Source organism: Bariatricus sp. HCP28S3_F11 (genome assembly GCF_052065395.1).
Lineage (GTDB): Bacteria > Bacillota > Clostridia > Lachnospirales > Lachnospiraceae > Allocoprococcus.
In genome coordinates this window covers 45,901-68,175 of the sequence record NZ_JBQHUC010000012.1, presented here as the reverse complement: position 1 = coordinate 68,175, position 22,275 = coordinate 45,901, and the positions used below count along the sequence as shown (strand labels likewise).

Annotated in this window: 22 protein-coding genes, 1 pseudogene and 1 riboswitch; of the genes and pseudogenes, 9 read left to right on the top strand and 14 right to left on the bottom strand. The window is 43.1% G+C overall.

Going from position 1 to position 22,275, the window contains the following annotated elements:
• Positions 1-207 precede the first annotated feature (207 nt).
• Complete coding sequence (locus tag ACTNBR_RS07805; protein WP_427806045.1) at positions 208-528, top strand: hypothetical protein; 321 nt, start codon at positions 208-210, stop codon at positions 526-528.
• A gap of 4 nt (positions 529-532) precedes the next feature.
• On the opposite strand, the gene ACTNBR_RS07800 is transcribed toward ACTNBR_RS07805, so the two are convergent.
• Positions 533-1,156: an ECF transporter S component gene (locus ACTNBR_RS07800; RefSeq protein WP_427820065.1), complete on the bottom strand. Its 624-nt coding sequence runs from the start codon at positions 1,154-1,156 to the stop codon at positions 533-535.
• Between the two features lie 168 nt (positions 1,157-1,324).
• Positions 1,325-1,452, bottom strand: a riboswitch (FMN riboswitch).
• A 179-nt stretch (positions 1,453-1,631) separates the two neighbouring features.
• On the opposite strand from ACTNBR_RS07800, the gene ACTNBR_RS07795 reads away from it, so the two are divergent.
• Positions 1,632-2,636, top strand: coding sequence for a helix-turn-helix domain-containing protein (locus ACTNBR_RS07795; RefSeq protein ID WP_441017589.1), 1,005 nt, complete (start codon positions 1,632-1,634; stop codon positions 2,634-2,636).
• A gap of 117 nt (positions 2,637-2,753) precedes the next feature.
• Positions 2,754-3,125: a zinc ribbon domain-containing protein gene (locus ACTNBR_RS07790; protein ID WP_441017587.1), complete on the top strand. Its 372-nt coding sequence runs from the start codon at positions 2,754-2,756 to the stop codon at positions 3,123-3,125.
• A 44-nt stretch (positions 3,126-3,169) separates the two neighbouring features.
• Here the strand turns inward: ACTNBR_RS07790 and pdxT are convergent, their stop codons facing one another.
• The 9 genes and pseudogenes from pdxT to ACTNBR_RS07745 form a co-directional block, all read right to left on the bottom strand.
• Positions 3,170-3,709 carry a pyridoxal 5'-phosphate synthase glutaminase subunit PdxT gene (gene pdxT, locus ACTNBR_RS07785; protein WP_441017599.1) on the bottom strand — a complete coding sequence of 180 codons (540 nt, stop codon included), beginning with the start codon at positions 3,707-3,709 and terminating at the stop codon, positions 3,170-3,172.
• A 120-nt stretch (positions 3,710-3,829) separates the two neighbouring features.
• Positions 3,830-4,021 (bottom strand): annotated as a pseudogene (locus ACTNBR_RS07780) (pyridoxal 5'-phosphate synthase lyase subunit PdxS); the annotation flags it as partial.
• A 213-nt stretch (positions 4,022-4,234) separates the two neighbouring features.
• Positions 4,235-5,224, bottom strand: coding sequence for an HD domain-containing protein (locus ACTNBR_RS07775; RefSeq protein ID WP_427806051.1), 990 nt, complete (start codon positions 5,222-5,224; stop codon positions 4,235-4,237).
• A 2-nt stretch (positions 5,225-5,226) separates the two neighbouring features.
• Entirely contained in the window at positions 5,227-5,754 is a 528-nt protein-coding gene (locus tag ACTNBR_RS07770; protein WP_441017597.1) for a hypothetical protein, read from the bottom strand.
• Positions 5,745-6,503: a J domain-containing protein gene (locus tag ACTNBR_RS07765; RefSeq protein ID WP_441017585.1), complete on the bottom strand. Its 759-nt coding sequence runs from the start codon at positions 6,501-6,503 to the stop codon at positions 5,745-5,747. Before ACTNBR_RS07765 ends, ACTNBR_RS07770 begins: the two co-directional genes overlap by 10 nt.
• Positions 6,500-7,336, bottom strand: a complete 837-nt coding sequence (locus tag ACTNBR_RS07760; protein WP_441017583.1) for a DUF5685 family protein — start codon at positions 7,334-7,336, stop codon at positions 6,500-6,502. Before ACTNBR_RS07760 ends, ACTNBR_RS07765 begins: the two co-directional genes overlap by 4 nt.
• A 60-nt stretch (positions 7,337-7,396) precedes the next feature.
• Positions 7,397-7,801, bottom strand: a complete 405-nt coding sequence (locus ACTNBR_RS07755) for a C-GCAxxG-C-C family protein (RefSeq protein ID WP_427806054.1) — start codon at positions 7,799-7,801, stop codon at positions 7,397-7,399.
• An 18-nt stretch (positions 7,802-7,819) separates the two neighbouring features.
• Complete coding sequence (locus ACTNBR_RS07750; RefSeq protein ID WP_427820005.1) at positions 7,820-9,976, bottom strand: Tex family protein; 2,157 nt, start codon at positions 9,974-9,976, stop codon at positions 7,820-7,822.
• A gap of 362 nt (positions 9,977-10,338) precedes the next feature.
• Positions 10,339-10,821 (bottom strand): DUF4143 domain-containing protein, encoded by a 483-nt coding sequence (locus ACTNBR_RS07745; RefSeq protein WP_427806056.1) that lies wholly within the window; start codon positions 10,819-10,821, stop codon positions 10,339-10,341.
• A gap of 106 nt (positions 10,822-10,927) precedes the next feature.
• Between ACTNBR_RS07745 and ACTNBR_RS07740 the strand changes: the two genes are divergently transcribed.
• Positions 10,928-11,533 carry a TetR/AcrR family transcriptional regulator gene (locus tag ACTNBR_RS07740; protein ID WP_427806057.1) on the top strand — a complete coding sequence of 202 codons (606 nt, stop codon included), beginning with the start codon at positions 10,928-10,930 and terminating at the stop codon, positions 11,531-11,533.
• A gap of 97 nt (positions 11,534-11,630) precedes the next feature.
• Here the strand turns inward: ACTNBR_RS07740 and glpK are convergent, their stop codons facing one another.
• Complete coding sequence (gene glpK / locus ACTNBR_RS07735) at positions 11,631-13,124, bottom strand: glycerol kinase GlpK (RefSeq protein ID WP_427820007.1); 1,494 nt, start codon at positions 13,122-13,124, stop codon at positions 11,631-11,633.
• 440 nt (positions 13,125-13,564) lie between these two features.
• Positions 13,565-14,596, bottom strand: coding sequence for an aldose epimerase family protein (locus ACTNBR_RS07730; protein WP_441017595.1), 1,032 nt, complete (start codon positions 14,594-14,596; stop codon positions 13,565-13,567).
• A gap of 300 nt (positions 14,597-14,896) precedes the next feature.
• Here ACTNBR_RS07730 and ACTNBR_RS07725 point away from each other — a divergent pair, with 300 nt between their 5' ends.
• Positions 14,897-16,729: an NAD(P)-binding protein gene (locus tag ACTNBR_RS07725; protein ID WP_427820008.1), complete on the top strand. Its 1,833-nt coding sequence runs from the start codon at positions 14,897-14,899 to the stop codon at positions 16,727-16,729.
• Positions 16,723-18,465, top strand: coding sequence for a [FeFe] hydrogenase, group A (locus ACTNBR_RS07720; protein ID WP_427806060.1), 1,743 nt, complete (start codon positions 16,723-16,725; stop codon positions 18,463-18,465). The genes ACTNBR_RS07725 and ACTNBR_RS07720 overlap by 7 nt, the downstream gene beginning before the upstream one ends.
• Before the next feature lie 64 nt (positions 18,466-18,529).
• Here ACTNBR_RS07720 and ACTNBR_RS07715 read toward each other — a convergent pair whose 3' ends face one another.
• The gene (locus ACTNBR_RS07715) at positions 18,530-19,219 is read right to left on the bottom strand and encodes an LrgB family protein (RefSeq protein ID WP_441017581.1); all 690 of its coding nucleotides are present in this window, start codon (positions 19,217-19,219) and stop codon (positions 18,530-18,532) included.
• A 2-nt stretch (positions 19,220-19,221) separates the two neighbouring features.
• Positions 19,222-19,587 carry a CidA/LrgA family protein gene (locus tag ACTNBR_RS07710; protein ID WP_441017579.1) on the bottom strand — a complete coding sequence of 122 codons (366 nt, stop codon included), beginning with the start codon at positions 19,585-19,587 and terminating at the stop codon, positions 19,222-19,224.
• Between the two features lie 167 nt (positions 19,588-19,754).
• On the opposite strand from ACTNBR_RS07710, the gene ACTNBR_RS07705 reads away from it, so the two are divergent.
• The 3 genes from ACTNBR_RS07705 (at position 19,755) to ACTNBR_RS07695 (ending at position 22,264) form a co-directional block, all read left to right on the top strand.
• The gene (locus ACTNBR_RS07705; RefSeq protein WP_427806063.1) at positions 19,755-20,672 is read left to right on the top strand and encodes a diacylglycerol/lipid kinase family protein; all 918 of its coding nucleotides are present in this window, start codon (positions 19,755-19,757) and stop codon (positions 20,670-20,672) included.
• 24 nt (positions 20,673-20,696) lie between these two features.
• A complete protein-coding gene (locus ACTNBR_RS07700) occupies positions 20,697-21,515 on the top strand; it encodes a glycerophosphodiester phosphodiesterase family protein (protein ID WP_441017575.1) in 819 nt (272 codons plus the stop codon).
• 77 nt (positions 21,516-21,592) lie between these two features.
• Positions 21,593-22,264, top strand: coding sequence for a phosphatase PAP2 family protein (locus tag ACTNBR_RS07695; protein ID WP_427806065.1), 672 nt, complete (start codon positions 21,593-21,595; stop codon positions 22,262-22,264).
• Positions 22,265-22,275: the final 11 nt, after the last annotated feature.

Sequence of the window (22,275 nt, the reverse complement as noted above, 5' to 3'; positions counted from 1 at the left end):
GTTTTCCGTCTGCGTTATTCCGATTATAACACACTGACTTTTCCGAAACAATCCCAATTCCTTCAAAAAGGCACAAGTTGGTTCCAACTTCTTCGTCGCTCACAGCATTATGGACATTTTCAAAACTTTATTCTATACTGTCATTAATCGCACAAATATTTCTATTTCAAATTACATATTTTACAGCAAAAACACATGGAGGCAATTATGGAATTATTATTAAGCAACCAGACAGAATGTCAGCGCGTGGAAGTATATAACGAATATCTTCGGAAGATTCCGGAATTACTTAAACAGTTGGATACAGTCGAGAAAATGTATCAGAAGGCGCTTTTAGAAGAGGAAATGCTGAAAGGGAAGGAGGAAAACAACCACAGTGTAATCCTGTATCATGAACGTCTGGAACGCATCAAAAAGCAGTGTGAAGAGCGCTCAGCCGATATCCGCCAGCAATGCCGGCTTATTTTTGAACTGAAAGATCAAATCGAAAAAGAAAGCAGTGCACTTAAGGCACTGCTTCCACACTAAACTTTTATTCCCGTCCCATTTTCAGAATCGGACTAATCTTTTTATAAATCAGAAATACGATCAGCGATACCAGAACACCCTTCAGCAAATTGAATGGTGCGACTGCAAACACAACGAACGTAAAAAGACTCGTAATATTTGCATTTACCGCAGTTCCCATTCCCACCAGTGCATCGATCGGCATATTAAACGCCTTCGCATAGGTCGGAAGCAGGACATACGCATTTAAAAAACATCCGGCAAACGTCATAAACAAGGTTCCAGTCAGCATTCCGATGATTGCACCTGTTCTTGTATGGAATTTGCGGTAAATATAGGAAGCCGGAAGGCAGAATGCACATCCAATCAGGAAATTGGCAAGTTCGCCTACTCCTGCGGTTGTCGATCCATTGATCAGGAAGTTAAGCAAAATCTTCACCAACTCAATCAGCGCACCGGCAACCGGCCCCATAGTAAAGGCTCCGATCAATACCGGAACTTCGCTGAAATCGATTTCATAAAAACTTGGCGCAAACGGAAGCGGGATTTCGAACAGCATCAAAACAACTGCGATTGCTCCAAGCATACCGATCTGTGCGATCATTTTTACATTTACTTTTGTTTTCTTACCATTTTTTGTGTTTGTCATTGCATCCGCACTCATGTTTTTCTCTCCTTTTCTTAATGCAAGATTTTCGATTGAGTTAAAAAGGAGGAAAATCTTCCTGGTTAATTGGGAAATCATCGGTTTTCGTAATACAAAAGCCCCGGCTACTGCTAACCGGGGCGTACTCTTTTATCTGTATTAAAAACAGCCGATTTTCTTCTCTCATCCAGACTCTACTGTCGGTTTTGGAATTACACCAAATCAGCCGCTCTCATTTTCGATCGCGGGTCGCGGACTATACCGCCGGTTGGGAATTGCACCCTGCCCCGAAGAAATTCCTTTTTCTTTTCGGCTATATTATAGCGCAGTGCTGCACAGAATTCAAGTTTTTTATTCATAACTGTCAGTTAAGTTTTTTTCCTGATATTTAACTTATAATCAATTGTGAACCCCGCATGAATTTGTTATCCTAAAATCAAGCAAAGACCGATGCATACAAACTAAGGAGGTACCGCTTATGCAAATAGGTGAAGTGATACGTAAATACAGAAAATCCGCCGATATGACTCAGGAAGAAATGGCGAACCGTCTTGGTGTGACTGCCCCGGCAGTAAATAAATGGGAGAATGGAAATTCTTATCCGGATATCACACTTCTCGCCCCGATTGCCAGACTGCTTGGCATTTCTACAGACGAACTGCTCTCGTATCATGAGGAGCTCTCTTCCGAAGAAATACAGGCGCTTGTTCGTACAGCAGACAACAAATTTCAAACTGAAAATTATGAAGATGTTTTCCACTGGATCAAAAAAGAACTGGAAAAATACCCAAATTGTGACCAGCTGATCTGGCAAATGGCCGTCATGCTCGACGCCAACCGACTCATGAAAGATCTGCCGGATTCCGGGAATTACGCTGATTACATCTGCAGTTGCTATACACATGTCCTAGGCAGCACAGACGAAACACTGCGCTGTCATGCTGCAGACTCTTTGTTTGGATTCTACATGCGCAAAGAAGAATACGAAACCGCCGGCAAGTATTTGCAATACTTCTCTGTGCAGAATCCGGAAAGGAAACGGAAACAGGCTGAGATTTACCAAAAAACTGGTCGGATTCAAGAGGCCTATAAAACTTATGAGGAATTGCTTTTTGCCGAATATCAGGTGGTAAACGGAATACTGACCGGTATGTATATGCTTGCCTTACAGGAAAATAATAGTTCAAAAGCCCACCTGCTAATTGACAAGCAAAGTGGACTGGCCAGATTATTTGAAATGGGTAAATACTATGAAGCTTCATGCCGACTTGATCTGGCGGCATTTGAGCAAGATGCGAAAAGTGCCGCTGAAATCATGTCGCAGATGTTGGATTCTGTTGATCATATATTCAGTTTCCGCAGCTCACCGCTTTATGAACATATGACATTCAAAGATCCTCAAGCCGACTTTATAGAGAAATTAAAAAATAACTTGATCTCTTGTTTTCAAGACAAAGAAACATTTAATTTTCTCGAAGAGTAGACAAATTACGCTAACGAATAAACCGGGAATAAAATGATTGCATCTTCTCTCAGTTGATGTGTTATAATAAAAAGCAGTATATTCTCTTACATTCAGATATACCGGAGGTGGAAGATTATGTTTTTTATCATGGGTGCCGGACAGGATCAGAAAGTCCTCCCATTTGACCAGATCATGCTTTGCAAATGCTGCGGGAAATTCGGCCATATTCAGATTATCATGACCTATTCTTATTTCTCATTTTTCTTTATCCCGCTTTTTAAATGGAACAGGCATTACTATGCCAAAATGAACTGCTGCGGAGCCGTCTGCGAACTTTCTCCCGAACTGGGCAAGGAAATTGCACGCGGAAATGTAACCTCGGTGAATGAAAATGATCTGATATTTTCCCCGGGGTCTTCATCCGGCAGACACTGCCCGAACTGCGGTTATCATACCAATGAATATTTTGACTTCTGCCCCAAATGCGGAAGCCGCATGCATCCATAAAAAGTTTGGCCTTTGATGAATCTTATCTCACCAAAGGCCTATTATTATTGATTTTCACATTCTTTCAAAAACATCTCATGGATTCGATCATCCTCATCCAGTTCCGGATGAAACGAAAGGCCATACTGTTTTCCAGATTTTACAGCCACAATATTTCCGTCAACCTCTGCCAGAATTTCTGTTCCATCGTCTGCCTTCTCAATATAGGGCGCTCTTATAAATGTCATCGGAACCTTCCCGATTCCTTTCATTTCCTGTATTGTAAAAAAACTTCCCAATTGTCTTCCATAGGCATTTCGCTTCACCGTCACCGGCAACGTACCGAAATAAACATGTTCGTCATTCGAAATCTCTTTTGCCAGAAGAATCAGTCCGGCACATGTTGCCAGCACCGGTTTTCCCTGTTCGATCTGCATTTTCAACGTATCAAACATATCCAGTTCCCGGAGAAGCTTTCCCTGCACAGCAAGTATCCCGATCTTCATTCTACTCTGCTTGCCCCTCTCTGCCATCAGAAGCTGAATTCCCTGTTCGTTAATATCTACCATGGCCTCGCCAAGGTCTTCGGAAAGTTCAGCAAGCATTTTGCTGTCCTGATAGTTTGTCACTGCTTTTACGATTGCCGCTGCCCGTTTTTTCGGATCACCGGATTTGAAAATACCGGATCCTACAAATACACCTTCTGAGCCAAGCTGCATCATCAGTGCCGCATCTGCAGGAGTTGCCACACCGCCTGCCGCACGAATATCCGCCGGAATACGTTCCAGCGCCATAACAGCACATGCACCTGCCTCCTCCGCAATTCTCGCCTGCTCCGGAGTCGTTACATCCATAATCACTCCGCCTTTTAACATCTGCGCAAGCTGTTTATTCAATTCATATCGTTTTGTGTCCATTTTGATTACCTCCGTTTATCTCATAACCTATCGTATTGGTATGTATAGTATCTCAAAACTGACATGAAATAAATATACAATTTCACATTTTTATAAGGTACAGTTTTGTCGTCCACATAGATTCTCCGCGAAGATTTTTTTTGACACCTGCAATATAAAAAAGATCTGTGATCTTATTCTCACAGGAGACAAAAACAAGAGGATGCAGTAAATCTACATCCTCCGTTTTTTCAATATCCATTTTTGTGCTTCTACGAACATTTTATCACATGCTTCTTCATACGGAAGCCATTCCAGCACATGATCTTTTTCTATCGGCTCTGCAACTTTCTCTTCCAGCTTCCCCGAATAATAGAATTGTATCGGATGAAAATACCCGATTCTTTCATGTATCCCATATATTTCCGCCGAACCTTCATACCGCTCAATTACCACAGAATATCCCGTCTCTTCCATACATTCTCTCACAATGCAATCGATATGAGTTTCCCCTACATTTATACCTCCGCCCGGAAGAAAATATCCTTTCGGTGTCCGAATGACAGCCACCTTCCCTTCATGCGTTGCAATCAGATAAGCCCCCGGTCGGTCATAATATACCGCACCTTCAACCGGCTCACCAAATGTTTTTTCGATAAAATGGCTTTCTCTACTGATTTTTTCCAGTGTATCTCTGTAAACTCTCTGCCGAAGCTTTTTCATATATGGGATGTCTTTTGTCTGGTCCTGCCCATAGGTAAACTGCAGATCATACTCAAGCGGAAGCCAGGTATCAATCGACGCTTCATTATGCTGAATCACCGCTTCCAGCTTATCAAGAGCCTGTACCAGCCGGGACTCCTTCGTCTCCTTTTGAAGAACTTCCCGAAAAATCCCTTCCAGCTCCTCTTTTCTCCCTTCCGAGAGCATCCCGGTGATTTCCATTAAAGACTCTTCTTCCGTTTTCTCATCCGCCTCCGTCTTAACGAATGCAGGAATATCCCCGGTCACTGCTTCTCCCAGATCATGAAAAAGACAAAGTTCCATCACACGGTTCATATCATAGTCGGGAAATTCATCCTTAACCAGCCAGGCAAAAACCATCAGCCGGTAGGTATGCTCTGCCACACTTTCGCGTCTTCCACTTGAAGTCCAGGAATGACGGGTGTTACATTTTAATTTTTCTGCCAGTGACAGAAATTCTAATAATTTGCGTTCTTCCATATTTACAGTATCTTCCTCATTCTGCTCCAGATCTGCGCCTGCGCATATTCATATGCTCTGTCATAGGCAAAAAGGCCTGCCTGTCCTGCTGCCACGATTCCAAGCAACATTGCAGGGGTGACCGTTCCCGGGAAAAAAACTTCCCTGAATCCAAACACCATTGGCAAAAAGAGCAGATTGAAAATTACATATTTGGCTCCCCAGAATAAAGCAGCCCGATTCCGCTCTCCCTGCAATTGTCCTATACGCTTCCAGATCAATTCTATGGCAAGAATATAAAATCCCATGGCAGCATAAGAAATTACATACAGTTTATTTGGTGAGATCAGTATCCCAAGAAGAACACCTGCCGCATAGAATACCGCTCCGGTTCTTATATCCGTCTCCCGGATCAAAAATCCCACAAAATAAGATGCCGCCGCCAGGAGAAATAATGTATTTGTCTCAATCACGCTTCCAAGCGCGATACACACTTCGGTAAGTGCCAGTAAAAGTCCGCCAATTGCAATCTTTTTCGCATTTACATGCATGAGCAAAGGTCGCCTCCCATACATTCACATAACGTGTCCATGATCCAAAGGTCACAGCACATATTTCCGGTACCGCACGGGGTACTGTTCTGGTTTCCATATCCACCGCCATATGGATTATTCTGATAACGCTGCGAATTCCAGTTTACCTGATTCAGAAGCTGACGGTACTGCGGATTGTTCGGCTCCATATTGACAGCCTGCTCTGCATGGTTTCTGGCAAGAATATTATTTCCAACGCCTGCATTTGCCATACTACTTAAGTAGTACCACTGAGCAGTGCGGCTCGGCATTCTGTTCAATACATTCAGTGCATCCTGATATCTGCGGTTGTTGATAAAATTGTAAACTGCCTGGAATTCCACATCCTGCTGGCTCCCTGATGAACGATTCTGCTGATATCCCTGATTGCCGCCATTTCCATAGCCGTAATTATATCCATATCCCTGACCGCCATAGCTGTTATTTCCACGACTGCTGTTGTTCCCGTAGCTGCCATTGTTCCCATAGCTGCTGTTTCCATACCCATAACCGCCGTATCCGCCGTTACCACGATTCTCACGATCACGCATAATGATGTCGTAAGCTTCCTGAACCTCTTTGAATTTCTCTTCTGCAAGGTCTGCCAGCGGATTATTTACATTGGCATCCGGATGGTATTTTCTTGTCAGCTCGCGGTATGCCTTTTTTATCTCATCATCCGATGCACTCGGTGATACACCAAGCACTTCATAAGGATTCTTTGTCATAACTTAGGTTCCTCACTTTTCTTATCCTTCATTTTTTTGTAACGATTCCAGACTCCATCATATAATATATTCCGCAAAATGTCTACATCCAGCAGGCATGGAAGCATCTCAAATTCAGCAGTGCAATTTCCGATCATCATACAGAGCATCTCCCTGCATTGCTCCTCATAATCTTCTTTTTGGGAAAGTTCCTTCAGTGGATTATAACTTTTTGTCCGCATGTCCTTTTCCAGATCCTCCCAGGCATCCATAATGTAAATGAATTTTCCAAGGTAAAATCCGATTTTCCTGAGCCTGTCTTCCCACCCGTCTTTTTTATAAACGAAGAGTTCTGCCATCATTCTCCCAAAGCATCCGGAAGGTCTGTCAATCTCCATCGTTCCGCTTTTTTCGCAGCGGGAAAGATTTTTCAGTTCCCGCTGTATCGCCCTGCACTGTCTCGGATATTTGCGTACTATCTTCTTCATCTTGTGCCGAAGCGCACAGGTTCCCGCAAAACCACTCACTTTTTTTTCATCCTGCCAGTCATCCTTCAGATGATAATATGCCAGGATCATATTCATATCCGCAGCATATTCCGTAATCTCATTCTGAAGCATGAGCTGTTTCTTTACCGGGTGAACCTTACACAGATGCATACTCCCTCTGGTTTTACATTCATACAGTGAAGTCAGCAGTATAACCAAAAATGTCATATCATAGGTCAGTGTAAGCTGCCCGAGTGTCCCGTGTCTCTCTTTCAAAGAACGGCATAGACCACAATAGTACGCTTTATATTTTCGAAAATCTTTCACCTTAAGTTCCGGCTCATAGGCCGTTACATATCCAAACATATCCGCCTTCTCCCCGTCATTTTTCTCCCCTTGACGCTTCGCTACTCTTTACGATATGTGTTACACTCCCAGAATATTCTCCAGAAGTTCCGCTGCATCCTGAATACATCCGTCACAGCTTCTTAAGACCTTCTTCGTCTGGATCCCCTTCAGTTCTCCACAGATCGAAGCACCGTTCTTTTCCTCAAAACCGGATACGATCTTCTTGGAAGTCTGATACGTATCCACCTTACTCTTCACCTGAGAATTGCCTTTGCTGTTCATAAGTCCCACGATTGCAACCGCACCGGAGATCGCACCGCAGGTTCCGTGCATTCCGCCCATTCCGGCTCCGAATCCTTCCATAACTTTGAACAACTGGTCCTCATCCATATCCACCTGATCACTGAATGCACACGCTACTGCCTGTGCACAATTATAACCCTTTGCGTGCAATTCCAATGCCTTTTCAGCGTATTTTCCCATAGCATCTGTCTCCTTTTTCTATTTTTGTATTCCTCTCATGGTCAATTGAATTCTCTTTTTCTGCAGATCTACACTCATGACTTTGACATCCACAATATCACCGACGCTGACTGCTTCCAGCGGATGCTTGATAAATTTGTCTGTGATCTGTGAAATGTGTACCAGACCGTCCTGATGAACTCCGATATCAACAAACACCCCAAAATCAATGACATTTCTGACCGTTCCTTTCAGGATCATTCCTTCCTTCAGGTCTTTCATCTCCAGTACGTCTGTTCTGAGAATCGGTTTCGGCATCTCGTCACGCGGGTCACGGGCCGGTTTTTCCAGTTCTTTTACAATGTCTCTTAAAGTAATCTCACCGATTCCAAGCTCTTCTGCCAGTTTCTTGTAATCCCGGATCGTGAGAGAAAGGCCGGTCAGCTTTCCTGCCACAATATCTTCCGGTTTAAATCCCTGTTTTTCCAGAAGTTTTGTCGCTGCTTCATAGGACTCCGGATGTACACTGGTTCCGTCCAGCGGATTCTTGCCTCCCTGGATTCTCATGAAACCTGCACACTGCTCGAACGCCTTCGGTCCCAGTTTCGGAACTTTCAGGAGCTGCCTGCGATCCTCAAATTTTCCGTTTTCTTCGCGGTATGCCACGATATTTTTCGCAAGAGTACCGGAAATGCCGGAAATATAAGCAAGCAGCGGCGCCGATGCGGTATTCAAATCCACGCCGACCTTATTTACGCAGTCCTCCACAACTCCGGAAAGTGCCTCGCTTAATTTCTTCTGGTTCATATCATGCTGATACTGTCCCACACCGATGGATTTCGGATCGATCTTCACGAGTTCGGCAAGCGGGTCCTGAAGCCTTCTTGCAATCGAAGTCGCACTTCTTTGTCCGACATCGAATTTCGGGAACTCCTCGGTTGCCAGTTTACTTGCAGAATAAACGGATGCACCTGCTTCATTTACGATCACATACTGTACCTTCTGCGGAATTTCTTTCAGCAGCTCTACGATAAACTGCTCTGATTCCCGGGAAGCGGTTCCGTTGCCCAGTGATATCAGGCTCACATTATACTTCGGAATGATCTTTTTAAGCAGATCTTTCGCTGCCTGAATCTTCTGCGGTGTGGTCGGCGCTGTCGGATAAATAACCGTCGTACCGATTACTTTTCCGGTCGGGTCGACGACGGCCAACTTACATCCGGTACGGAACGCGGGATCCCATCCCAGAACGACCTGTCCGACGATCGGGGGCTGCATCAGAAGCTGTTCCAGATTCTTGCCAAATACGAGAATCGCACCATCTTCCGCTTTCTCCGTAAGGTCATTGCGGATCTCACGCTCAATCGCCGGCGCGATCAGTCTCTTATAACTGTCTTCCACAACTGCTTTTAATACAGGTGTGGTGTATTGGTTGTCTTTGTGAATAACCTTTTTCTCAAGATAGCGGATGATATCCTCCTCCGGCGCTTCGATCTTCACAGTCAGGAATTTTTCTTTTTCACCACGGTTTAATGCCAGCACGCGGTGCCCTGCAAGCTTTGCAACCGGCTCTGCGAAATCGTAGTACATTTCATATACAGATTCTGCCTTTTCATCCTTTGCCGCAGAGGTCAGCATTCCCTTTTTCACCGTCAGATTCCGGATATGCGTCCTGTAATCCGCCTCATCGGAAATCGATTCTGCCAGAATATCTTTCGCACCTTCAATTGCTTCCGCAGCACTTGCCACTCCTTTTTCCTCTGATATATACTCTGCTGCCGTTTCTTCCAGAGGACCTTTCGCGTTCTGCAGGGAAATATATACCGCCAGCGGCTCCAGACCTTTTTCTTTCGCGATGGTTGCACGGGTACGTCTCTTCGGACGATACGGGCGATAGAGATCATCCACCAGCACCTGTGTCTCTGCCGCCAGAATCTGTGCTTTCAGTTCCGGTGTCAGCTTACCCTGCTCTTCAATACTGGAAAGTACCTGTTCTTTCTTCTCCTCCAGATTTCTGAGATACATCAGTCTTTCATGTAATTTACGAAGCTGCTCATCATCCAGCGTACCATGCGCTTCCTTACGGTAACGTGCAATAAACGGGATCGTATTTCCTTCATCTATCAGCTTGACCGCGGCATCCACCTGCCACCTTTTTACGCCAAGTTCTTCGGTAATCTTTTGATTAATGTCCATGTAATAAATCCTCACTTTCTTTATGCCAAAGCACAGAAACACTACTGCTTATCATATCATGATGATTTCATTTTTTCAACGAATCATCTAAAAATAGCGCCGGGGCCTCTGTCCACGACGCTATTTATCACATATGCACAAAATATTCTTTCTCCTTCAGTATCAGCAGTTATTTCAAAATCACTTCTTTAATCATACCATTTTTGAGCTGATATCCGACATTCTTAATACAGGTTTGCCCCATAAATGCTGCCTTTTTCCTCCCAACAAGTGCAAAAGTCGTCTTCGGACACAACAGAATCAAAAGCTGACCGTCCGCCCTTTTCTCCGCCGAATAACTGAAAATGATGCAATAATAAAAATCAAATCATCCAAATCGGAACGATATAATTATCTTTATCAACCGCCCCAAGCGCAGGCTTCATACAGATAACTGCTCCTTTTGACCTAGGTGTGGATGCTTTATCTAATAAACCAGATACTTTCGTCAGTTTTGTTCCGGGATTTGATGTTTTTTTAATTTCAATTGGGTTCAAGACCCCATCATGTTCTAATATCACATCAATTTCTTTGGCATCCTTGTCCCGATAATAATACATAAACGGCTGTTTACCACTATTTAAATACGTCTTCATTATTTCTGACACTACATAATTTTCCAAAATCGCACCATTCATAGTTCCACTTTCCAACGTCTCTGCACTGCTCCAACGAGTCAAATAACAGACTAACCCCGTATCATAGAAATACAACTTTGGCGTTTTTACAAGTCGTTTCAGCAAATTGTCAGAGTATGGGTGAAGATAAAAAATGATTCCCAAAGTGCTGTATTTATTTTCACACATTTTAGAGTCCACTCTGTTTTCTTGCTATTTCTGAATGATTATGGTATACTCTAACATACGGAGACGGTCATTTTTGATCACGAAATAAAAAGTAAGAGGTAATGAAATGAGCGATATTGAAAAGGAACCACTATCGAAGCAACAACTGAAATCCAAAGAAACAAAAGGCAGAATTTTCCGTGCCGCAAAAACAATACTTCAAAAACAGGGCTATGAACAGTTGTCTATTAAAAATATCTGTGAAGAGGCAGGAGTATCTAACGGAAGTTTCTACCATCATTTTAAGACGAAAGACGATTTGCTTTCATATTATATAGAAGAGCAGCCAAGCATCAATCCGGATCTTCTGGAGCCGCCTGAAGATGCAGAAGAAGCAAAAATTGCCATTATTCATGTATATCTAAATTATGCCGAATACTGCCGCGAACTCGGTGTGGAATTCATGGCCAATTATTATACCCCGAAGAATCAGGCATTGAATCCCAGTATACGCACGGAACGCCCTTATCCGATTATTACGGTGGAGCACTATCTCCAAAAAGCAATCGATGCCGGTATTGTAACGCCCACCATCCCCCTTGAGGATATTTGTACCGATATCCGTATGCTGGTCATCGGAAATGTATTTGAATGGTGTCTCCATAACGGAGATACAGATTTTGAAGGAAATATCCGGCGTTCACTGGGGCATTATCTGGATGGGATATTTTAGAAAAACGTTTTTATAAAAGACGTTATTGGGAGGCGTGCCCCATTCGGGTCACACCTCCTCCTTTCTAAGACTTTCGATTTTTCTACAGTCTCCTTCTTTATTCTTCTGCCCACACCAGCGCGCATTTCACAGCTTTCTTCCATCCCTTCACCAGTTTTTCTTTGGTTTCGCCCGTCATCTCAGGACAGAATGTTCTGGAAAGTGCCCAGTTTTCGCGGATATCGTCCGTATTTTCCCAATATCCGACAGCAATTCCGGCCAGATACGCAGCACCCAGGGCAGTTGTCTCGACGCATTCCGGCCTCAGTACATCCACGTCCAGAATATCGGACTGGAACTGCATCAGGAAATTATTCATGGAAGCGCCGCCATCCACTTTCAGGCTTGTGATCTTCACGCCGGATTCCTGTTCCATCACATCAAGAATGTCTTTTGTCTGATAAGCCATAGATTCAAGCATTGCCCGAATAAAATGTTCCTTACTGCATCCCCTTGTAACTCCGACAATGGTTCCTCTGGCATACTGATTCCAATATGGTGCTCCAATACCAGTAAACGCCGGTACAATATAGACTCCATTCGTGTCTTTTACTGACATGGCGTATTCTTCCGACTGCGCGGCATTCTTAATCATCCTCATCTCATCACGGAGCCACTGGATTCCCGCGCCGGCCACGAACACACTGCCTTCCAGCGCATACTGGACTTTTCCTTCCACACTGGCTGCTATCGTTGTAAGAAGACCGTTCCGGGAGGCTGCCGCCTTTTCCCCCGTATTCATCAGGAGGAAGCATCCGGTCCCGTATGTATTCTTCACATCTCCCGCCGTGAAACAGCATTGTCCGAAAAGTGCAGCCTGCTGATCACCTGCTGCCCCTGCGATCGGGATACTGTCTCCCAATACGCTTCCTTCTGTATATCCGTAGATATGGCTGGACGGTTTCACATCCGGGAGCATGGATTTCGGAATCCGGAAATATTCCAGTATTTTTTCATCCCAGCAAAGATCATGAATATTGAACATCATCGTCCTGGAAGCGTTGGTATAATCAGTAACATGTACAGTTCCTTTCGTCAGGTTCCAGATCAGCCAGGTATCGATCGTACCGAACAGCAGATCTCCCGCCTCTGCTTCTTCCCTTGCTCCTTCGACGTTATCCAGGATCCACGCCACCTTCGAAGCACTGAAATACGCATCCGGTATTAAGCCTGTTGTCTCATGAACATAATCAGAGAGCCCGTCTTCCACCAGTCTTTCGATCCGGTCTGCCGTCCTTCTGCACTGCCACACGATCGCGTGATATACCGGTTTTCCGGTATGCCTGTTCCATACGACCGTTGTTTCTCTCTGATTCGTGATTCCGATCGAAGCAATCTCAGTCCCCGATGCACCGATCTTGCTGATCGCTTCCGCTGCAACGGAGAGCTGCGATGCCCAGATCTCCATCGCATCATGTTCTACCCAACCGGGCTGAGGATAGATCTGCTTAAATTCTTTTTGTGCCATACTGCAGATATTGCCCTGCTTGTCAAATAAGATACAGCGCGAACTTGTGGTGCCCTGATCCAGTGCCATTACGTATTTTTTCATTACCATTCCTCCATTTATTTTTATATGGCAAAAAACCTTTCAGGCAAGCGTTCCTGAAAGGCTCTTTTAATTTTAGAAGGGAATTTTGCAATTATTGGTATTGGCTACCTCTTTGTGTCTTTATTGTATCTCGTATCAATGCAAAAATCAAATCAGTAATTTTAATATAACCCCTCTATATATAGATCATATCTATAAGCTATTTCAGCAGAAACTCTTAGCAATTTTAGAATAACACATTTTCTGTAAAAAAGATATTCTCTTGCATGCAAAAAACCTTTCAGGCAAGCGTTCCTGAAAGGTCTTTTAATTTTAGAAGGGAATTTTGCAATTATTGGTATTGGCTACCTCTTTGTGTCTTTATTGTATCTCGTATCAACGCAAAAAGCAAATCAGTTATTTTGATATATAAAGCCAATATATAGATTATATCTATAGTGCTACACAAATTTGTACATTGTGGTTGTCTTGTAGGTATCTCCTTTTCTGCAGATCGGTCCCGGGAAATTCTCTTTGTGGATTGCATCCGGGAAATACTGAGTCTCAAAGCATGCCGCCTGCCGTTTATGATAGATCGCACCGCCTTTGCCCTTTTCATCAATAATAAAGTTACCGGTATAAAGCTGCATTCCCGGTAAATCCGTATAGACTTCCATCGTAATACCGCTTTCATCCGAATGCATTTCTGCTACTTTGGCGAATTTACCATCATTGTTCAGAACCCAGTTGTGATCGTATCCCATACCATAATTTAACGCTTCATAATCATCATAGATATCCCGTCCAAGTTTTTTCTTTGTACGGAAATCCATCGGTGTCCCCTCAACAGGAACAATTTCTCCGGTCGGAATGGATTCCTTGTCTGCGCGGGTAAATGCATCCGCATCGATCCATACTTCCTGTTCCATCACATCTCCCGATGCATGTCCATCCATGTTAAAATAGCTGTGATTCGTCATATTGATCACGGTATCCTCATCCGATACACCATAATAAGAAATCTTTACGGCATTATCCTCTGTCAGTGTGTATGTTACTTCTATATGCAGATTTCCGGGGTATCCCTGATCTCCGTCCGGACTTTCCAGAACAAAGGTAACATGATCCTCTTCAGCTTCTTTAACATCCCAGACTCTGTTATGATAAAAATCCGGTCCACTGTGCAGATTATTATCATTATCATTCTTCACAAGTTCATAGATCTTCCCATTAATCTCAATAGAAGCTCCGCCGATCCGGTTCGCACTTCTTCCCACGGTTGCCCCCAGGAAAAGTCCGCCTGCTTCATATTCCGCTGCTTCATCATAGCCGAGAACCACATCACAGAGATTTCCCTCTTTGTCCGGCACGATAACCTGAGTAAGCGCAGCTCCATAGTCTGTTACGGAAATCTCCATGTTATTACAATTCGTCAAAGTATAAAGCTTCGTCTCATCACCATTCACGGTTGCCCCAAAATCTGTTATTTTCATCATTCCATCCGCCCTTTCTTCAAATCCCCTACGCCGAGGTTATTTTTATTTTTAGAATACCATATTTCAGCAAAAAAAGATATGATTTAAAATCAAAGAATCCACCACATTGTTATATTTTTATCCATCCTGACTATATTTTAACTTAGCTTGCTAAATTGTTTTAATTTTAGTACAATGTATTTATAGAATGTTCAGTTTTATGACGTCTGCTTATAAATTAAATCGATAGAAAAGGCCAAGCAGATGCCATAGGCTTATGCCCCCAACATCATTTTATATTTAAAGGAGAAAAGAACTATGAGTAGACTTGAAATTTCTGCTCCGGATCGTGCCCAGCTTGTCATTGAAGGGCTTTACAAAGATCTGGAACGCAGAATCGAATCCAGTCCTCCGGGACTTTGTCCGGTGGACATGACACGTGCATTTCTTGAGATGTGTCATACACACACCTGTGGAAAATGTGTTCCGTGTCGAATCGGTCTGTGGCAGCTGAAGAACCTGCTGACAGATGTTATGAACGGCGATGCAACGATGGATACGCTTGATCTTATGGAAGAGCTCGCAGTATCAATCATGGAAGGTGCTGACTGTGCGATTGGCTATGAAGCAGCACATATGGTTTACAAGAGCCTGATCGGCTGCCGTGAAGATTACGAAGAACATGTGCATCAGGGGAGATGTACATGCCATTACTCACAGCCGGTTCCGTGTGTATCTCTTTGCCCGGCTCATGTTGATATTCCTGGATATATCGCTCTGGTTGGAGAAGGACGCTATGCAGATGCGATCCGCCTGATTCGTAAGGACAATCCGTTCCCGACTACCTGTGGATTTATCTGTGAACATCCATGCGAGGCACGCTGCCGTCGTAATATTGTGGATGATGCTGTCAATATCCGTGGTCTTAAGAGAATGGCTGCTGACTATGCCGGAAAGGTACCGCCTCCGAAGTGCGGACCGTCAACCGGCAAACGTGTTGCTATCGTAGGCGGAGGTCCGGGCGGCTTAAGTGCGGCTTATTATCTGCAGCTTATGGGTCACCAGACAACCGTGTTCGAGATGCTTCCGAAGCTCGGCGGTATGCTCCGCTATGGCATTCCGAACTATCGTCTTCCGAAAGATCGTCTTGATGATGATATCAATGCAATTCTCGAGACCGGTGTGGAAGTAATCTACGGCAAAAGAATCGGTGAAGATATGACCATTCAGAGCCTTCGCGAAGAGTATGATGCCGTACTTATCACGATCGGTGCAAGTACCGATAAGAAGCTTGGTATCGAAGGTGAACATGCTGAAGGTGTTCTTTCCGCAGTTCAGTTCCTTCGTGATGTCGGAAAAGAACAGAATCCGGATCTTACCGGACAGGAAGTTGCTGTCATCGGAGGCGGAAACGTTTCTATGGATGCTGTACGTACTGCAAAACGTCTCGGTGCCAAGAAAGTTAGCATCGTTTATCGTCGCCGTGTTGCAGATATGACTGCTCTTCCGGCTGAGATTGAGGGTGCTGTTGCAGAAGGAATCGAAGTTCAGACCCTGATGGCTCCGTCACGCATCGCAACCGATGAGAACGGACATGTAACAGGTATTTATGTAACTCCTCAGATGATCAGTAAGATCAAGGACGGCCGTGCAAGTGTACGCCCGACCGGAGAGCCGGATATATTTATTCCGTGCCAAACTCTGATCGTAGCAATCGGACAGGATATTGAATACCAGCATTTCGAAGAAGCAGGTGTTCCTGTACAGCGCGGTAAGATCAGCACGCAGAAATACGGCGGATTTGATAATATCCCAGGCGTATTTGCCGGTGGTGACTGTGCATCAGGTCCTGCATCTGTAATCAAAGCAATTGCTGCTGCCAAAGTAGTAGCTGCAAATATTGACGAATATCTCGGATTCCATCACGTAATCAGCTGTGATGTTGAGATTCCGGAAGCTCGTCTCGACGACCGCCCGCCGTGCGGAAGAGTCAACATGACCGAACGTGAAGCTTGCGAACGTGTCTGTGACTTCAACGGTGTAGAAAACTGTATGACCGAAGCAGAAGCAAAACAGGAAGCCAGCAGATGTCTGCGCTGCGACCACTTCGGCTACGGCAGCTTCAAAGGAGGCCGGGAAAAATTATGGTAAACATTACAATTGATAATAAACAAATATCTGTACCCGAGGGTACAACAATCATGGAAGCCGCAGCAAGTGCCGGCATCCCGATCCCTAAGCTCTGTTATTTGAAAGACATCAACGAAATCGCAGCATGCCGTGTCTGTCTTGTAGAGCTTGAAGGCATGGATAAACTGATCACTTCTTGTAATAACGTTGTAAAAGAAGGCATGGTTCTTTATACCAACAGCCCGAAGGTTCGTAAAGCAAGACGCAGAAATGTGGAACTGATTCTGTCTCAGCATGACGGAACATGCTCATCATGTGTCCGCAGCGGTAACTGTGCACTCCAGACTCTGGCCAATGACCTGAACATTCTGGATATTCCGTTCAAACAGCGTCTGGAAGATTTCCCATGGGATAAAGACTTCCCGTTGATTCGCGATCCGAAGAAATGTATCAAGTGTATGCGTTGTATTCAGGTTTGCGATAAGATTCAGGATTTACATATCTGGGATGTGACAAGTACCGGTTCCAGAACCACAATCAATGTAACAAACAATAAAAAGATTACAGAAGTATCCTGTTCATTGTGCGGACAGTGTATCACCCATTGTCCGGTAGGTGCTCTTCGCGAACGCGATGACACAGAAAAAGTATGGGATGCTATTGCAGATAAGAAGAAGGTAGTTGTTGCACAGGTTGCTCCTGCTGTGCGTGCAGCATGGGGAGAGGCACTTGGCCTTCCGCTCGAAGAGGCTACAGTCGGAAAGATTATGGATTCTCTTAAGAGACTTGGCGTTGATTATGTATTCGATACTTCTTTCTCAGCCGATCTTACAATTATGGAAGAAGGAACCGAGTTCCTTGAAAGATTTACCAAAGGCGAACTGAAGCTTCGTCCGATGTTCACATCATGCTGTCCTGGCTGGATTCGTTTCATCAAATCCCAGTATCCGCATCTGGTTCCACAGTTATCCAGTGCGAAATCCCCGCAGCAGATGTTTGGTGCCGTTATGAAGACATACTTTGCAGAGTCCATCGGAGTGGCTCCCGAAGATATCTTCACCGTTTCTGTCATGCCGTGTGTGGCAAAGAAGGGCGAAAGCAATATGGAACTGTTCTACAAAGAATATGCAGGACACGACACGGATATCGTTCTTACGACCCGCGAACTGACGCGTATGATCCGTTCTGCTCACATTGATCCAAAGACTCTGGTTGACCGTGAGTGTGATCCGCTCATGAAGGAATACTCAGGAGCAGGTGTTATCTTTGGTGCGACAGGCGGTGTAATGGAAGCTGCTCTTCGTTCCGCTCATTATCTGGTAACTGGACGTAATCCTGAACCAGACGCATTCAAGATCGTAAGAAGCCCTGCTTTCGGAACAGGTGTCATCGAAGCAGAAGTTAAACTCGGAGACGCAACCGTACGTGCTGCTGTTGTCAGCGGACTTGGCAATACCAGAAAACTGATCGAAGCAATCGAACACGGCGAAGTGCATTATGACTTTGTAGAAGTTATGGCATGTCCTGGCGGATGTGTAGGCGGCGGTGGCCAGCCGATCCACGACGGCGAAGAACTTGCACATGAGCGTGGAAAGAATCTGTACTTCCTGGATGAGCATTCCAAGATCCGTTTCTCACACGAGAACCCAGATGTTCTGAAGCTCTATGAAGATTATATGGAAAAACCATGTTCTCATAAAGCTCATATGCTTCTCCATACAGACCATAATGCATGGGAGATGCCGCGCGGGAATTAATCTGAGATTATAATTACTAAATACAATGCCCTCCGTTTTAACGGAGGGCATTCTTATAACATCATTATAAAAACTGCGCAAAAACCGACGCAGCAATCACAGTTAAAATCCCTGATACAACTATAGAAAGACTACTCATAGCCCCTTCTACATCTCCCATCTCCATAGCTTTTGCCGTACCAATAGCATGAGAAGCTGTACCAATACCAATTCCTTTCGCAACAGGATCCGTTATTTTAAACAGTTTACAAACAGTGTCTGCACAGATATTACCCACAACACCTGTAATAATTATGATTGCAACCGTAATGGATGCATATCCTCCCAATTCTTCCGAAACTCCCATTCCAATGGCTGTCGTTATTGATTTCGGGAGAAAAGTAACGTACTCTTCATGGCTGAATTTAAATAATAATGCCATTGCTAATATAATTCCAAGGCTTGTAAGTACTCCCGCAAAAATCCCCCCAAAAATAGCTTTCCAATTTTTCTTCAAAAGCTCCATCTGTTCATACAATGGTACGGCAAGACAAATTGTAGCCGGTGTCAACAGATAACTCAGATATTTTGCCCCTTCATAATAAGTCGAATAATCAATTCGAAACACAACCAGTATTAAAACAGACAAAAGGATTGAGATTAATAATGGATTAAAAATTGGCAGTTTTAGTTTTGCTTTCATAAGACTTCCTATTCCATATGTTAACAAACTTAACAATACCCCAAAAAAAACCGAATTTTCAAAAAATCCCATTTTTACCTTTCCCCTTTCTTTCGTAAATCCCGATGTATTACAGCCTGTGTTGCTCTTCCCGCTACAACCATAACTCCAATCGTTGAAATAACCGTAACAGTAATATACTGCATCCAGGCAGGTTTAATGATATTCCATGATTCCATCAGTCCAACAGCAGCAGGAATAAACATAAGCGGCATGATTTCTATCATAAATCGACTTATTTCTTCCACCTTATCAAGCGGAATCAATTTCACTTCAAGACATAAAAATAAGAGAATAATACCATAAATACTGGCTGGAATTGGCAATGGTATCAAATAATTCAATAGTTCACCTGCAAATGAAAAAATCAAAATAATTCCGAATTGTTTTATATATTTCATAAAATCCCCTCCTATTCAATAAATACCACTTCATCGTATCACATTGTTTTTGTTGATGCAAGAACACATTTTATACACAATTCCATTTTGATCTTTCCCTTTACACAACAAATCAATAAAGATATAATAAAAGCAACAATTCCTTAATGAAACGAGGTGCTAATTATATGTTACATTTCATCGTAAATCCGTGTGCCCGTTCCGGTCTTGGAAAAATCGTATGGGAAAAGATCGAGCAGAAACTTGCGGACGAACAAGTGGCTTATCAAATGTATTTTACACAATACAAATGTCATGCCACTAAAATTGCCCAAGAGATCACATCCGATGGACACCAACATACTCTGGTTGTGCTTGGTGGTGACGGAAGCATAAACGAAGTAATAAACGGTATCTGTTATCTTGACAAAACCACTTTAGGCTATATTCCACTTGGCTCAGGCAATGATTTCGCACGAGGTCTTCAGATTCCATCTGATCCCGAAAAAGCATTGGAAATCGTTCTGCATTCTCCCCATAAGCGCACTCTTAACCTCGGCGTTCTGAACTTTCATTATCAGTCACACCGCTTTGCCGTAAGTTCAGGTATCGGTTATGATGCCGCCATCTGTCATCAAATAAACAGATCTCGTATCAAGCGTATTCTGAACAGAATCAATCTGGGTCAACTTGGTTATGTCGCACTTTCAGTAGGAACGTTATTTCGATGGCACCCCATTAAAATGAAACTACTAATAGATGGAACCAAAACATTGCATTTTCAAAAGGTTTATTTTGCTGCTGCTATGAACCTCCCTTTTGAAGGAGGCGGCTGTAAATTTTGTCCGACTGCAAAACCTGATGATAATTTTTTGGATCTTATTGTTATCGCAGATGTTCCGAAAGTTGCTGCACTTACAATTCTTCCTACGGTTTTTTCAGGTAAACACACTCACATGAAAGGTGTACATATTTATCGTTTTAAACATGCGAATGTAAAAGTCGATGTTCCTTTAGTACTTCATTCAGACGGTGAACCCTTTCCTGCAGAATCGGAATTAGAATGGATGCTCGAATCAGACTCATTACAAATACTTGTACCATAACCAGTTTTATAAGGAGATTTCTAAATGTTACAAATATTAATTGTTCTCTCTTTATTATTAACGTTTTATCTTATTATGATTATGCCGAATTTTTTACGCCGAAAAGAAATGAAACCTTTTCTTCAGCGTGATTATGCACATAGAGGCCTGCACAGTGCAGATAAGCTCATTCCGGAAAATTCCATGGCTGCTTTCCGCGAAGCATTAAATAACAATCTTGCCATTGAACTGGATATCCATCTGACACGCGATAATCAAATTGTTGTTTTCCACGATGAAACATTAGATCGGATTTGTCATGTTCCCGGCACAATAGAAAATTCCTCTTATGAAGAGTTACGATCTCTTCGATTACAAGGGACTTCAGAGCATATTCCTCTATTTTCAGATGTTTTGAATTACGTAAACGGCCGTGTTCCTCTTCTGATTGAACTAAAGCTTCCTTCAACAGATACTCGTCTTTGTAATTATACGCTGAAACTACTTAGAACTTACAACGGACCTGTTTTAATTCAGTCTTTTAATAGCCTTGGAGTACGCTGGTTTTTTAAAAATGCACCTGATATCCTTCGCGGACAGCTTTCATCCTCACTTACAAAAACTAATCCAGAAAGCCCTTATTTGGCACGTTTTTTCGTGCAGCATTTACTGACAAACATGTTCTGTCATCCAGATTTTATTTCCTACAAAATGGCAGACACCTCAAATCTTGGTGTATGGTTAAATCAACACCTTTATCGCATTCCAATTGCCGTCTGGACATTGCGTAATCCCAAAACTTATAACCAGGCTCAGCAGAAATATGATATGTACATTTTCGAAGGATTTTCTAAAAAAATATGAAGGTTTTATGAAGAATATTGTAGATGAAAACGAATAATGTTATAATGACCGAAGATTAAAGAAAGGAGGAGTTTCCAGTGAAACGTCTTACAATAAATATAAAAGAATTATTTGATAAGTACCATCATGCCTGGGTTTTTTTATATGGTTTCATCTATATGCCCTGGTTTTCATGGCTTGAGAAACATGTAACCTCCAATTATTTTGTGATTCACTCTGTTTTCGATGATTATATTCCTTTTATTGAAATATTCATTATTCCTTATTTGTTGTGGTTTGTATATGTTTCCGGTACTGTACTTTACTTCTTTTTTACAGATAAGCAGGGTTTTTACAGAATCTGTACCCTTCTTATAACTGGGATGACTTTATTTTTAATAATTTGTACCATTTTTCCAAACGGACTCAATTTACGCCCTTCCACTTTTGCACGGGATAACATTTTTGTTGATCTGGTTCGATTCATTTATAGAGCAGACACATCAACGAATGTATTGCCAAGTCTTCATGTTTATAATTCCATCGGCTGCTATATCGCAATCCGTAACAGCCAGAAGCTGCGTCAATACAAGTGGGTACAGAATGGTTCTCTGGTGTTAACAGTTTCCATCGTTCTTTCCACTATGTTCCTAAAGCAACATTCAGTAGTCGATGTAATTGCCGCAATTGTAATGATTTATTTCATTTACCAATTTGTTTATATCCCAGAACAGGTAAAAGCGCCTGCGTTGGCACAGCCTACTATATAGTGCATATAATA